12 protein-coding genes are annotated in these 14,366 nt (G+C 58.5%); 9 read left to right on the plus strand and 3 right to left on the minus strand.

From position 1 onward, the window contains the following. From DES53_RS31950 to DES53_RS31990, 8 genes are all read left to right on the plus strand, one after another. On the plus strand, window positions 1-1,242 hold a 1,242-nt coding region (locus DES53_RS31950), incomplete at its 5' end, for an RHS repeat domain-containing protein (RefSeq protein ID WP_211325769.1). 78 nt (window positions 1,243-1,320) lie between these two features. Then, complete coding sequence (locus tag DES53_RS31955; RefSeq protein ID WP_147263758.1) at window positions 1,321-1,575, plus strand: hypothetical protein; 255 nt, start codon at window positions 1,321-1,323, stop codon at window positions 1,573-1,575. Window positions 1,576-1,896: 321 nt separating this feature from the next. Beyond that, on the plus strand, window positions 1,897-2,316 hold the full coding sequence (locus DES53_RS31960) for a hypothetical protein (protein ID WP_113962411.1): 420 nt from the start codon (window positions 1,897-1,899) through the stop codon (window positions 2,314-2,316). A gap of 913 nt (window positions 2,317-3,229) precedes the next feature. Further along, complete coding sequence (locus DES53_RS31970) at window positions 3,230-3,703, plus strand: hypothetical protein (protein WP_113962413.1); 474 nt, start codon at window positions 3,230-3,232, stop codon at window positions 3,701-3,703. Window positions 3,704-3,747: 44 nt separating this feature from the next. After that, the gene (locus DES53_RS31975; RefSeq protein ID WP_113962414.1) at window positions 3,748-4,089 is read left to right on the plus strand and encodes a hypothetical protein; all 342 of its coding nucleotides are present in this window, start codon (window positions 3,748-3,750) and stop codon (window positions 4,087-4,089) included. Window positions 4,090-4,159: 70 nt separating this feature from the next. Then, window positions 4,160-4,597, plus strand: a complete 438-nt coding sequence (locus tag DES53_RS31980; RefSeq protein WP_113962415.1) for a hypothetical protein — start codon at window positions 4,160-4,162, stop codon at window positions 4,595-4,597. Between the two features lie 269 nt (window positions 4,598-4,866). After that, the gene (locus tag DES53_RS31985) at window positions 4,867-6,672 is read left to right on the plus strand and encodes a hypothetical protein (RefSeq protein ID WP_113962416.1); all 1,806 of its coding nucleotides are present in this window, start codon (window positions 4,867-4,869) and stop codon (window positions 6,670-6,672) included. Between the two features lie 134 nt (window positions 6,673-6,806). Continuing rightward, window positions 6,807-7,184, plus strand: a complete 378-nt coding sequence (locus tag DES53_RS31990; RefSeq protein WP_113962417.1) for a hypothetical protein — start codon at window positions 6,807-6,809, stop codon at window positions 7,182-7,184. Here the strand turns inward: DES53_RS31990 and DES53_RS31995 are convergent. The 3 genes from DES53_RS31995 to DES53_RS32005 are packed head-to-tail and all read right to left on the minus strand — an operon-like array spanning window position 7,181 to window position 12,526. Next, window positions 7,181-8,647: a DUF1501 domain-containing protein gene (locus DES53_RS31995; RefSeq protein WP_113962418.1), complete on the minus strand. Its 1,467-nt coding sequence runs from the start codon at window positions 8,645-8,647 to the stop codon at window positions 7,181-7,183. The genes DES53_RS31990 and DES53_RS31995 overlap by 4 nt on opposite strands. Next, window positions 8,644-8,985: a hypothetical protein gene (locus DES53_RS32680; protein ID WP_147263759.1), complete on the minus strand. Its 342-nt coding sequence runs from the start codon at window positions 8,983-8,985 to the stop codon at window positions 8,644-8,646. Before DES53_RS32680 ends, DES53_RS31995 begins: the two co-directional genes overlap by 4 nt. Window positions 8,986-9,016: 31 nt before the next feature. Then, window positions 9,017-12,526, minus strand: a complete 3,510-nt coding sequence (locus DES53_RS32005) for a DUF1553 domain-containing protein (protein ID WP_245958312.1) — start codon at window positions 12,524-12,526, stop codon at window positions 9,017-9,019. Window positions 12,527-12,746: 220 nt separating this feature from the next. Between DES53_RS32005 and DES53_RS32010 the strand changes: the two genes are divergently transcribed. After that, on the plus strand, window positions 12,747-14,300 hold the full coding sequence (locus tag DES53_RS32010) for a hypothetical protein (RefSeq protein ID WP_147263760.1): 1,554 nt from the start codon (window positions 12,747-12,749) through the stop codon (window positions 14,298-14,300). Window positions 14,301-14,366: the final 66 nt, after the last annotated feature.

Below are 14,366 nucleotides of genomic sequence, written 5' to 3' on the forward strand. Positions count from 1 at the left end.
AGCAGCGTGCACAGCTATGCCTATGACTACCGCACGCGCCGCATCACGCGCAGCGAGCCTGGCAGTAATCCCGTGGCCATGACCTTCAGCGGCGGTCTCAGCGTCGCCGAGTTCGAAGTGACCGACCCGGGAACCGGCACTCTCAACACTCAACCCACCGTCGAGTACCAGCGTGGCCCGGACATGGGCGGCGGGGTGGGCGGCCTGCTCTACTCCTTGCGCAGCGGCACCGCGAAGTTCAACCTGAGCAATGGCCGCGGCGACGTGGTGGCCCAAAGCGACAGCTCCGGAGACCTCACCTGGACCGCCAGCTACGAAGCCTACGGCAAGCGCCCCGTGGAAACCGGAGTCAACGCCGACCGCCAGCGCGCCAACACCAAGGAAGAAGACCCAACCGGCCTGCTCAACGAAGGCTTCCGCTACCGCGACCTGGAAACCGGTGTGTGGCTGAGCCGCGACCCCGCAGGGTTTGTTGATGGGCCCAACTTGTATGCGTATGTCAGGCAGAATCCGTGGACGAGTTGGGATCCTGAGGGGCTGCAAACTTTCTTAGCACCTCAGCCACCAATGGTATTGCCTCGTATAGCCCCCGCCCCTTCGATTCCATTTACAAATCCGACTCCGGTTCCGAGGCTGGTACCGGGTCCTTACGTACCCCCTACTGTCCCTACAGTACGAATTGCTCCACCACCTAGTGCATTGATGATGCCTGATGGCGGAACGTCTCCGCAACCACAGCCCCAACCGAACCCAACACAAACACAACAAAAGACAGAGGAAAAGAACGTGCGATACTTGTATCGTGTCATGAAACCAGCCAGCGATGGTTTCCCAGAAAGTGAACCTCCGTTATCTCCTCTCCGAAGAACGGGAGTTCGTGTGCCTGGCGATATTGCTCCTGATGCTGACGGTTCAGCCCAGCCTCTCACCGGAGGTATGTCTGTGGCCCCGGATAGTCCCCGGAATCTCCACCCTACTGTACGACCTAAAGTGCTCGGTGGGCATAACCCGAAGGACCAACTCTATCGGATCAAAGAGAGCGATCTAGGTCCCAACCTCAGATATGTTCCAGATCCACCGGTTCCCGGCGAACTTCCTCATGGTACGGTGCAACCAACACAAAAGGTGCCCTTTGAAAAGTATGAGCAGGATCTTAAGGGCACACGCTTGAAATGGGAGCGGGTAGACCCCAATAATTACATTAAGCGCATACCACCTGAGGTGCAGGCATGGCTGACTTAACTTTGTGAATTGCAAGTGCCAGCCCAGACACGTATCCTTTGATGAACTACACAAGCTAACCATCCAAACAAATCTGCCGTGAGCGACCTTGATTATTGGCGCGAAGAATTGATGAAGGCCATTGCCACCGAAGACTTCATCATTGAGGGACGATGTGTTCTCATTCGGATGCGCGATGCGGGAATTCTCAAACAGGCTGCGTACGACCTTTTCATCAAGATGTTGGTCGAAGGAGAAGGTGTTCTTACGGAGGATGAAGATGATCGCCTTAGAGAATTATCGGGAGTTGCTTACGGACACTGCGCTCCTTCATTTAGGGTATGGAATAAATAGATGAACGCACGCGCCAACCAATGGCATTGGCTGTGCCAACCCATTTGGAAAAGATGAAGCACAGATAGCTTCTCGGCTATGAACGCTCGTGTGTTGGTAAGACCCTGAATGTTGAACCGCCTGCGCTTTCTACGTCACTGTCGGCAGTCCCCGCATCCCAACCCTCACTGTTCTGTTTTATCTGAGCCAAAGTTTGCCTACTTCAAACTGAACATCCCAATGCAAAGCCCGCCACGAATGCAATGGTCCTGGTTAACCTCCCGATGTGCTCGCTGGCGCGCGATGAGCGCTGGTGCGGCATGTCGGAAATAGAGCACATCTATGAAACTCAAGGGCGTTGTATTGGGGATTTTCCTCCTGTTGAGCATTTCTGCATGCAATCCAGCAGCAAAAGGCAGCTCGATTCGCCTTACGGCAGAGGAATTGTATGCTTTGATGAATGAGGGAAAGAGCAACGTTGGTGCCGGGCTCAGTCCTGATAAGGTAGTTGAGCTAATTGGCGAGCCTTATAACGACCGGACTGAAGTCGTTTGGATGTGGTCCTTTGATAAACCTCGCCCGAGTGATTCAAGGAGTTGGCGTGCCTTTTTGGACGATGAAGCGCTTTTTATCATGTTTGTGAATGGGGAAACCATTTCTGAGCCTAGAAGCACGGCGTCTGTGTACCCGTGGGAGTTCTACGCCGCCCGAATGAAAATCGCCGAGGTTGCTGTTCCCGAGGCGTATCAGCGGGGGAAATGAGTGGATGCAGGGCCAAGTGTGCGAGACTCTGACTGCTGAGCCGCCTACGTTTTCCGCGACGCCCGGCAAAGTACCCTTCCCGCTTTTACGTTTACCTTGTGCTCCTTTGGGTGTAAAGTCACCCTGAGCGAGTTCCAAAAAACGATAGTTCGTTTGGCCGACTTTTAAGTCTTTCCCTGCCTGCATAAGCTTTCTAATGCTGGACTGCCAATGAAAGAATTTGAAAGAGTAGCGGGAAAATCTGCCCGCGTTTTTGGAATGGGGGCTTTGGTTTTTGTCCTGTACATATTCATTTACCCAGCGTATCGGATTCTTACGTATGTTCGTGTTCTCCCCGAGGACGGCATATTTGGAGGTGTACTCTATTACATGTTTTTGCCGTTGTTGATGATGGAGGAGTGGTACCCTCCCGCTAATGATTTGTTCGATTGGCTCATGGGGATCTATATTTCCCCTTTCACAGATATGTTCAAGGGTATGTAGTAATACAATGTGTCTATCCCGAATGGCAAAATGAACGCACGAGCCCACCAATGGCATTGGCTGTGCCAACCCATTTGGAGAATGAAACACAGATGTCTTCTCGGCTATGAACGCTTGTGTGTTGGTGAGACCCTGAATGCTGAACGCCACGCTTTGATTTGCTGTCTCCGCCTGCCAAAGCGTGGCACGCAGGAGTGCATCCCTACCGTCCTTCTTGTCCAAGCACTGGCACGATGAACCATGACGGGAGTGATGGAGCACCTTGGTCGTGCTGTTCCGGCGAAACGAAATGCCAACTGAAGGTTTGCGGTGCTCGGTGCCAGGGCGGGTGGCCCCGCCTTGTCCCAATGCAGTTGTCCCCCGGAGGCACTCCCCCCCCCCGCACAAGCACGCTTGCGAAAGAGGGGGCGTCTCTGCTAGCATCCGGCAAATGGTCCGGACAAAAATCCGCCCTGTCCTGCTCTGCGCGCTGGTGGTGCTGCTGCCGTGGGTGACGCCCGTTTCTACGTGTGCCCAGGATATCCGGCACGCGTACGGGCACTGGAAGGTGGATGCTTCCGAGACGGCGCGGCTGAATCCCTTCGCCTCGGAGGCGATGCTCATTCTGTTCACGAAGGACGTGACGGAGAATCCTTTCATCCTCAGCATCAATGAAAAGGACTTCATCACGACCAGCAGGCTGAAGGTCATTCACGATACGTATGAAGTGGCGGGTGCTGAGAAGGGGGTGGTCACGCTCAGCCTCACTTCCAAGGACAAGCCTGAGACCCGGCAGCGCCTCCTGAAGATGCAGCCCAAGGGGGATCGCCTGTATCTCGACTATCGTGATACGGGCAGGTCCGGATTGCTGGTCGTCTTCGTCAAGGCACGTGAGGAGGAGAAGCAGTATCCACCAACCCGGTGATGGGCTTCGTGTGCCGCCAGACAGGGATTTGAGGTATTCTTCCTATGAGCAAAACACATCGGCACAAACGCACCGCGGCTCCCGGCGAGTGGGCCTCGCGCAATCGCAGTTACGTCGTGACGCTGGGCTTGATCTCCTCCGCCCTGGCTTTCCTTCTTTGGAAGCTGCAAGGGGCTGACGCGCACCAGTGGCCGGTGTGGAAGTGGGCTCTCTTCTATGGATGTGCTGCCCTGGGCGTGGTCTTCATCGGTGCGGGCTTCTTCGCCGGTCAGGGAGTCGTCAAGCGGGTGGCAACGTACACCTCGCTCTCGTGGGTGACATTTCCCGTGCGGTTGCTGGCGCTGCCTGTGCAGCTGGTGTTGTCGGTCTTTGACCGGACGAGGTGAGGGCCACCGGAAAGTGCTGGTTTCGGGCCCGTAAGATTGTATGGTAGCGTCGGTAAACCCGACTGGTGTCATGGACTCTTCCGGCTTCTTCATCATCTTTGTCCTGTTTGCGTTGTTCGCCGTCGTCTTTCGGCTTGTTGCAGGCACCTTCGATGGGGAACGGGTGGAGTCCTACATCCAAGACATGGGTGGGCAGCTCCTCGACAAGAGCTGGGACCCCTTTGGCCCGGGCTGGTTTGGGGAGAAGGACTCACGCATCTACGCCATCGTGTACCGGGACAGGCTCGGACACGTGCACCGCGCCCATGTGAAGACCTCCATGCTCAGCGGGGTGTACCTGACGAATGACGAGATCATCACCGACCCACAGGCCGCACCAGCGGAGGCTGGCAGGCCCGTGTATTCCGCGGAGTCGATTGAGCGTGAGAAGGCCCAGCTGCGCAAACGGCTCGCGGATCTGGAAGAGCTCTCCAGACGCGATGGCCCGCGTACGGAGAGGTTGGGGTAGTTGTCCCTTCAGCGTCCATGGCGTTTCGTGTGCCAATGGCGTCACATCGTACGTGTGTGAGTTTCTCAAAGGGTGTGACGATTGTGAGCGCTCGTCTCTTGCCGGTTGAAACCAAGGCGGCGTGGAGTCACGGGGACACCTGCGGATGGAATTTTTCCACGGGAGCGTAACCTGTGCACGGATTGTCCGAAAGATGAGTTAAGCCGCTTGCTGTGCTTCGATGGAAGCAAGGTGCGCGGAAGGAATATTGAACCCCCAATGCTCTTTTTATGGCTGGCTCTTCAAAGGAACCCAAGTCACGTGCGACCGGGCACACCACGCCCGAAGCGGAGAAGGAAAAGCTGACACGCGAAAATGACAAGCTCAGCGCCCGGCTCGCCGCCGTGGAAGAAAAGATGGGTCGCATCACGAGGACTCCCACGCTGGGAGACAAGTTCAAAGCTGCGGTGCTGCCGAAGAAACATGACCCGCTGGCAAAACTTGCCATGGAAAGGGAGCAACTCATCCAGTCACTTCGTACCAATCGCGAGCAGCAGGAGGCGGTTGCAAGCAAGCTGAACCCACCACCGAAGGTAAGGTTCGCGGAGGAGCCGGAGACACTGGGCCCGAAGAACACGGTGTCTGGCCCATCGCTGACACCTTCCCAAAGTCCGACGACGAATGTCACTCCGCCTCTCTCGCAAGAGGAAGACCCACTTCGTCATGATGTTTCGAACGGCTATCAGGTGGATACTCGCGTGCGGAGCTTCAACCTCCCGCAGGAGGAGAGTCCGCTCCGACAGGATGTGTCGGACGGGTATCAAGTGGATAACCGCACGCGTAGTTTCACTCCCTCTCAGAAAGTCGATGGCCCGTTGAAGGGGGATGTTTCGAAGGGTTATGTGGACGCGGACGTGAATGTGAGTTCCGGAACCACGTCTGTTTCCCAGAACAACGCCCTCCGCGGGGATGTCTCGGGTGAGACGCTGCGTGCTCCATTCACAAGCACGAAAGGCTATATCGATATCTCGGGTGAGCCCATTGAGGAGGACGATCTTCAGCCCGACGTTGTACAAACCAGCATTGAGGATCCCTACGCGGAGACCAACGAGGAGGCGAGGCTCATCGCCGTGTCGGAGCAGGAGTCGTTGCAGACCGGTGTTGGCGACGTGGCTCAGGAAGAAGGCCAGGTGATCGGGACGAAGAAGCCTGAGGGCGCCACCTTCAAGATGAAATCGCTCGAGAAGCAGTATCTCGAGAAAGAGAAGAATGCACCCTCCACGACCGTGAAGATCGATGGCAAGGAGGTGACGGTGCGTGAGAAGGAGTGGCTGTTCGAAGTGGCCAATGAAAAGAGGCGCCAGGATGGAATGCCCGAGATCACCGAGGAGGAATGGGACAAGAATCTGGCGCACAGGCAGGCCACCACCCAGTACTTCAATGACGAGCAACGTTCCAAGCATGAGGTCAACGTGAAGGGTGGCAAGCTGCAACAGGGCTCAGGAAAGATGAAGCACGGCTCGCATGTCTTCGTGATGAATGGCGAGGGCCAGATCTACGCGAAGCAGGACATCTCCAGTGCGATGGACCAGCGTGGCCGGAAGGCACACGTGCACCATTCCAGCTTCCTCGCCGGCGAGGATGTCGCGGGTGCAGGTGAGCTTGAGGTCCGCAGGGACGGGACGCTCAAGGGCGTGACTGACCGCAGCGGCCACTACAAACCTGGTGAAGAGCAAACGAAGCAAGCGCTAGAAACCCTCGAGCACCAGGGCGTTTCCATGGACAACGTCAAGTTCACCATGGACCGTGGTGAGGAGAAGACGACCGGTATGGCCAAGGAGTTCCTCCAGGGTCAGGTGACACCGGAAGAACAGCAGCATCGGCAGGAGCGTATCGATTCCGGCAAGAGCGTGAGCGACGTCAGCGGAGCGATGGAGAAGACCTTCAAAGAGCGCCACAACGTGGTGGATGAAGTGCGAAAGAAGGGCGAGTCTGTTCGTGACTCGCTACGCAAGACAGACAATGCCGCGAAGAATGAAACAAGACTGCAGCAGGGGATGGGGAAGGTCGTGACGACTCCGAAGAAGGGGGTGTAGGTGGAGTAGACTGGGCTTATGTTAGATGGCGTCTTGATCTTTCCTGGGCCGTCGAGAGTAGGCATGCGCTGTTTGGGAGAGACTGGCGGATCGCAGGGCAATTGACGGAGGAGAATACGTGACGAGTGTGGCGCATGATCCGCTTCCTCCTTCACCAGGGTATTCTTTCGGCTCTAGTGCCCCTGCTGGCTCTTGTGACGTCTTGTTCCAAGCGCGAAGCCTCTTACGAATCACAGTTCAAGCACCTCATTACCGTTCACTACCCGGAAGGAAACTCTCTTGTCGGATTTGAGGAGAAGAAGCAGAAGATCGATAGGGACCTCCGCGCGACGAAGGCTGGATTTGTTTCAGGCGTGCTATGTGGTGGAAATAGCGTGGATTTCCTGAGTATTGATACTGACTTCGATCTCGTTGACGAGCAGCGCTTGATTGAGCGCTATGTTGAAAACGGGTGGCTTCCTGCAGAGACCAAAGTTGAATACGAGCGCGATCCGAATGGTGATTCGCACTAGGCAAGAACCTCCCGCACCACCCGTCCCTCATCCGCAGGCCCGATGAGCCGCTGGTTGAGGCCCTGGTAGCGGTAGCTGAGGCGTTTCGCATCAAAGCCGAGTTGGTGGAGGATGGTGGTCTGCAAATCACGGATGGTGACTTTGCCTTCGACGACGTCGTAGCCGAGTTCATCCGTGGCACCGTGGACGACACCGCCTTTCACTCCGCCGCCGGCCATCCACATGCCGAAGCAGTTGGGGTGGTGGTCGCGGCCGAGGAACTTGCTGCCGCCGCGCGCTTCATTCATGGGCGTGCGGCCGAACTCACCGCCCCATACCACGAGGGTGCTCTCCAGCATGCCGCGTTGCTTGAGATCCTTCACGAGAGCGGCGCAGGCCTGGTCGACGTCCTTGCACTTCTCGGGGAATTTGTTCACGAGGTCATCGCCCTTGCCGGTACCGTGGATGTCCCAGCCCCAGTCAAAGAGCTGGATGTAGCGCACACCATTCTCGACGAGACGACGGGCCAGCAGGCAATTGTTGGCGAAGGAACCTTCACCCGGCTTCGCGCCATACATGTCGAGGATGTGCTTCGGCTCGCGGGTGATGTCGAAGGCTTCGGGCACCGCGGCCTGCATGCGATAGGCCAGCTCGTACTGCGCGATACGGGTGACGGTTTCCGGATCGCCAAACTGCTGTGCTTCGAGTTGGTTCAGCTTCGCCAGCGCATCCAGCGTGCGACGCCGTGAGTCGCGGCTCATGCCCTCGGGATTGCTGGAGAAAAGGATGGGCTCACCGGTGGTGCGGCACTGCACGCCCTGGTACACGCTGGGGAGGAAGCCGCTGCTCCAGAGGCTCTTCCCGCCCGTGGGATCCGTGCCTCCACTGAGCAGAACCACGAAGCCGGGAAGGTCGGCATTCTCACTGCCGAGCCCATAGGTGGCCCAGGAACCAATGGCGGCGCTGCCCGCACGCATGTTGCCTGTGTGCACAAACAGTTCCGCCGGCGCGTGATTGAATTGGTCCGTGGTCATGGAGCGGATCACCGCCACCTCATCCACGATCTGCATGAAGTTCGGCATGAGCTCGCATACTGGCAGGCCATTGCCGCCTGCTTGCTGGAACTTGTGAGGATGGCCGAGCATCTTCGGCAGGCCCTTGATGAAGGCGAAGCGCTTGCCCTTGATGAGCGACTCCGGGCAGTCCTGCATGTTCAGCTCATTGAGCTTCGGCTTGTAGTCGAAGAGGTCGAGTGTCGGCGGTGCGCCACTCATGTGCAGGTAGATCACCGCGCGTGCTTTTGCGGGTATCGGTGGCTCCTTGATGGCAAGCGGGTTTGCGCCACCGACCGGAAGCGCGGAGGCCTGCGCACCATGATGCAGCAGGCTCTGCAACGCGATGGCACCCAATCCCACACCACTGCGCGTGAGGAACGTGCGGCGTGTCTCTGCCTGCAGGCGTTGGAGTTCAAGGTGAGCGTTCATGGAGCGACAGTGAGGAGATCGATGACCGGTGATGAGCAAATTCGAAGCTCGTCCCGGAGGGACGCTGGATGGTAGCCGGTGGTGCAGGGAGCCTCAGCGACCGCAACCACCGGATCCTGCGTGTGATTTGATGGCGTCCCGGAGGCGACGCCGGAAGGCGTACCATGATCATGGAGCGCAGTCGCACCGAGAATGGCCACCCCTTCCGCCGTCCCTCCGGGACGGTAGGCAATGATGCGTGTGGATCCGGTGGTTCCCGGCCTGATTACAGGCCTCCACCACCGGCTACCATCCGGCATCCCTCCGGGACGAATGCGAGGTGTGCTGAACTGAATCATGAAGTTGGCGCCATGAAATTGGAGAAATAGTTCAGCCTTTGGTGAGCACGCCATCGAGATTGAGCAGCACATTCGCGACGGCGGTCCAGGCGGCGGCTTCGGCGGGTGGGGTGCTGGGTGAGTATCCTTTCTCTGCAGGCAAGGTCGTGCTGGTGGAGAGCTTCTTCGCATCTTCGGGATTCGCCTCGTAGTTCGCGAGCTCCTGCTGGTAGAGCTGCACCAGCGTGGTGACCTGCTCGTCGCTTACCGGACGAGCAAGGCACAATTCCAGGCCGAACTTCACGCGGGCTTCCACAGTGGTACCACCCTCACGCAAGATGCGCGCGCCGAGCGCCTGGGCCATTTCCACATAGGCTGGATCGTTCAACGTCACGAAAGCCTGTAGCGGAGTGTTCGTCGGCAGGCGACGCATGGTGGAGTTCTCACGACTCGGCGCATCGAAGGTGGCCATGCTGGGATACGGCACCGTGCGGCGCCAGAAGGTGTACAAGCCGCGGCGATAGCGGTCTTCTCCCTTGCTTGTTTCCCACGAGCGCTGGCCGTTGAAAGCGGCACGCCACAGACCATCGGGTTGCGGAGGGTAGACACTGGGTCCGCCCATCTTCGGCGAAAGCAGACCGCTCAAGGCGAGGGCTTGATCGCGCACCTGCTCCGCGTCGAGACGGCGGCGTGGGTAGTGGCTGAGCCATTCGTTGCGTGGATCCTGCTTCATCGCCTCAGCAGTAGGGCGTCCTGTTTGCCGGTACGTGCGGCTCATCACGAGCTCACGTATCATCGCTTTCATATCCCACTTCAAATCCATGAACTGGACTGCGAGATAATCGAGCAGCTCCGGATGTGTGGGCAAGGTGCCCTGCGTGCCAAAGTCCTCTTCCGTCTCCACGAGCCCTCGTCCGAACAATTGCGCCCACAGACGATTCACTGCCACGCGCGCGGTGAGAGGGTTATCACGCGACATCAACCAATGCGCCACGGTAAGGCGTGAGGCGGGTCCTGTTTCCGGTGCTTTGTGAAAGGACTTCAGCAAGGCCGGCTCCACCTTGTCACCAGGCATGAGGAAGTTGCCTTTGACGAGGAAGTGGCTTTCACGCTGTTTGTCCTTCGCGAACTCCTTCATCACGGGAACCGCGAGCGGCTTGATACCCGCCAGCGTCTTTTGTTTGGCTTCAAGTTCCTTGCGGGTGTCGGCAAGGGTCTTGGACATGGGCTTGTAATAGGCGAGCAGCGCCGCGGCATCCGCAGGACTGCGGTCCTTGGCGGGCATGGCCAGAATATTCCGGATGTTCTCCGGCATCGCAGGCTGCGGCACAGCATCCGTGGTGATGGAGATGCGATAGCGCCCCAGTGTGTGATTCGAGCCATAGTGCTGGGCGAGCGTGAAGGTGAGCTTCGTGTCCTTTCCGGCGTCACCGAATGGGCGTGCCGCCACAAACACCGCACGGTGGTCTATGCCAAAGCTCGGCCCCACGGCCCAGCCGGTATCATCCTTGCCATCGATGGCGTGCTTCACGAAGTAGTCCTGCTGCTCAAAGTCAGCCGTTGCATCTTTGAAGGCAATCTGCGTCGGACCGCCGAGGGTGAAGCTGGCGCTGGGATTCGGTTCACTGGCTTGTTGGGCCCGGAAGATTTCCTGACGGTTTCCGCCCAGGGCAGTCACGACAAAATTCTCCGTGCGCTTGCTCGTGCCGCCATCGGTACGATTCCACACGGTCACAGAGTCGATGGGCATCTCGCTCTTCAAGTCGATCTCCCACCAGGGGTCGTCCTGCTGTGCGCAGTGGCTCACGGATTTCCTGGCATAGTCGCCGTCGGTATTGCCATCATTCGCCAGGTTCGCTGGGCCACTGAATCCGGTGGAGGACTGGCTGGCGGCGCCCAAGGTGGCGACATTCTTGCCTCCAGAGAACACCTGGACTTCTGCCAGGTGCAGAAGGCGGGCTTTGCCGGGCAGTGACACACGCACGTAACGCGCGCGTTTCGCTGCGGCATTCTTATCCACGGGTGCCGTGCTGAGCTTGAACTCGCTCAGCACAAAGTTCCCTCCACCGGAGCGACCGGGTCCCTTGCCGGGGAGACTGTCGCTCGCAAGTGCCTCCACCATCACCCCGGTGATGCGCTTGCCCTGGGTCGTGGCTTCGAGCGTGTGCACATCGGATTCTGCAGCATCCGCGAGGATGGAAAGGTCCTCCGTCTGCTGGAGCTTCACGCCCTTCTCGGACTTCAGGGAGGTCACTGCAAGCGGCTCCCATTTCGTGGGCTGCTTGATGGTGTTTTCCCATGCGGCGAGTTCCTTTTGAAGCTCAGGGGAGGCCGTTTCATTCATGCGCTTTTCAAGCGCGGCTATTTCTCCCTGGAGTGTCTCTGTCTTCTGCTTCTGCTCAGGCGTTGGCTTCGGGAGTGTGGGGTATTCATCTCCTTTATCGCTGTCTTCCGTCTGGTTGAAGATGGCGAAGAACTCATAATACTCCTGCTGCGTGATGGGGTCGAACTTGTGCGAGTGGCACTGCGCACAGCCGAGCGTGAGGCCCATCCACGTCTGCATGGTGGTGGCAATGCGGTCCTTCACCGCTGCGACGCGGAACTCTTCGTCATCCGTGCCGCCCTCGGTGTTCGTCATCGTATTGCGGTGGAAGGCGGTGGCCACGAGTTGGCTCTCCGTCGCATTCGGCAGCAGATCGCCCGCAATCTGCTCGATGGTGAACTGGTCATACGGCAGGTTGCGATTGAAGGCCTCGATGACCCAGTCGCGATACGGCCAAATATTCAGGCGCAGGGGGTCACTGCCATAGCCCGCGGAGTCCGCATAGCGCGCGATGTCCAGCCAGACACGAGCCCAGCGCTCGCCATAGGCAGGCTTGGCGAGGAAGCGGTCCACCATGCTCGCGTAGGCGGTGTCGCTGGTGTCTTCGAGATAAGCCTTCACCTCCTCTGGGGAGGGTGGCAGGCCCGTGAGGTCCAGCGCCACACGGCGTATCAGGGTGTATCTGTCGGCCTCAGGAGACAGGGCGAGGCCATGTTCCTTTTGCTTCTGCGCAATCCATCCGTCAATCGGGTCCATCTTGCCCCCCGGCATCCGCTTCACTGGCGGGACGAAAGCCCAGTGCTCCGCATACTCCGCGCCCTGTGCGATCCACTTGCGCAAGATTTCAGTCTCCCGCGCGCTCAAAGCGTGACCGTGCTCTGGTGGGGGCATCACCTCATCCGGGTCCTTGGTGAGGATGCGCTTCATCACCTCACTATTATCCGGGTCCTTGGGCTTCACGGCAAAAGTGCCCTTGTGGTCCTTCACCGCCTCATCGCGCAGATCGAGGCGGAGCTTGGCTTTGCGTGAACTCTCATCCGCACCATGGCAGTGGAAGCACTTCTCCGAGATGATGGGCCGCACATCGCGGTTGTAGTCCACGATGGCCGGCACCGGGCGGTTCTTGAAGACATCGCCATGCGGATTCTCCTCCGCGTGCAGCATCTGGCCGAGCCCGGCCATGCTGAGGAGGGCCACCGTGCAGGTGGCGGACGCGTGGAGGCGCGGAGCAGTAGTCATGAGCGGGCAGAAGGAAAAATACGTGCCGGATCCCCCTAGTTTCTCAGACCCTGCCCCGGCAGGCAAGACCCCACCCACCCCGGGGATGGAGCATGCGTTCACAGAACTTTTACAATCCATTCACGCAGAGTTGACTCACGCAATGGCAGGTTGTGGCAGGATCGTCCGCAAGCAGCCAATCGTGCGTGCAGGCTGTGTGCCCCTCCACCTTCATCCAGCCATGAAACTCTACTCCCTAGCTCTGATTGGGCTTTTGGCGACGACAGCGGTCGCCCAGAAAGCGGCACCCCCCGCCGCACCGGCGCCTCCGAAGTATGTTTCTCCCGTATCCACGGAAGACGCCTTCGCCCCAAAGAAGGACCCTCCCCCCAAGCCGCCTGGTGATCCGTATGTGAAAAAGAAACCGGCTGCCCCTAAGCCGGAGGCTGCGCCAGAAGGTGGGGCGGGCGGCGGGGCCGGTGCCTCAGCTGGCCCGGACGCACCTTTTGAGGCGCCCCCGCATCATCTTCTCATGACCTTTGAAACCTACCGGCTGCCACAGGCGGCGGCAGATGGTCTCCTGGACAAAGCAAACACAGATACTTCGCTCTATGAGGGACTGCGCAAGCTGGTCGAAGGCGGGCAGGCAGCTCTCGAGACGGTCATTGCCGTGCCCACCCGATCTGGTCAGCGGGCGAGCATTGAGAGCCATGATGAATTCATCTATCCCTCGGAATTCAAACCTCCCACCCCCGCCATACAGTTCAGTTTCCCCAGGTCGAGGGAGATGAGGCCTCTGGGAGAACGCATCGAAGTGGATCCTGTGGAGGGTCCCGATGGCGAGATGGTGGATATAAACTTCACCCAGGACATCACGAAGCTGGCAGGTTTCCATGTGGTGAAGGCGGGAGAGTTCAGCGAAGGAGAGCTTCAGCCCGTGTTTTCATCGAGAAAACTTGCAACTGCTGTCGTCACGAAGATTGGAGAGCCCGCCTTTTGTGGAACCCTGAGCCCGCCAGAGGCCACGGGAGTGGAAGGTGATGATGGCGATGGCTCAGTCTGCCTCACCTTTGTACGGACAAACTTGTGCCCCACATCAGCTGAAGCCGAGGCTGCGAAAAAGAACAACCGTGCCAGCAGAAACATCCGCCTGGTTTTTCGCTTCTATTCCCTCCCGAGAGAGAAGGCCCGGGAATTCCTCGCCGAGACGACGGACTCCGAAAAGCTCCATGCCAAGGTGACCGGCCTCCCCCCCCAGGATGTGAAACTGGAGCGGCTCCTGACAGTCATCACCCGTTCCGGGCAGCGCTCACAAACGGTTGAAACAACGGAGTGGCTCTACGGCATCGAGACAGACCCTCCGCAAGCTTGGAACGAAGAGAAAACAGAATTCAACGAAGCAGGTGCTGAGGTGAAGTCTGCACCCAAACCCGCCTCCCCTCCAGTTGAAGGACGCCCGCCCTACGTGCCCGCCGGAACCACCTCGTTTGAGACGCAGCCACTCGGCTGGCAAATGGAGCTCGATCCGGTCGTCGCGCCGGGAGGCCTGACCATTGATGTGAATTTGGCGCCATCCTATGTCCAATACCGTGGACTGATTCAGGGGCATCCGCTGCTGGCGCGCTATCCTGACATGCCTCTTTTCAGTTCACAGAAGATCTATACCGCCATCACTGCCACATTGGGCAAGCAGTGCTTCCTGGGAACCATGAGCCCGCCGCGTGACACAGGCGCGAATGGGCGAAAGGATGACGGGCGCACCTGGTTTGGCTTCATGAAGGCGACCATCGAGTGAGCCGGAAAAGACAGTGCTGGAAATCGACAGAGAAAAATCCCTGACTCAGACTGGTTCCAGGTATCA

The sequence above is a fragment of the Roseimicrobium gellanilyticum genome (assembly GCF_003315205.1).
Classification (GTDB): domain Bacteria; phylum Verrucomicrobiota; class Verrucomicrobiia; order Verrucomicrobiales; family Verrucomicrobiaceae; genus Roseimicrobium; species Roseimicrobium gellanilyticum.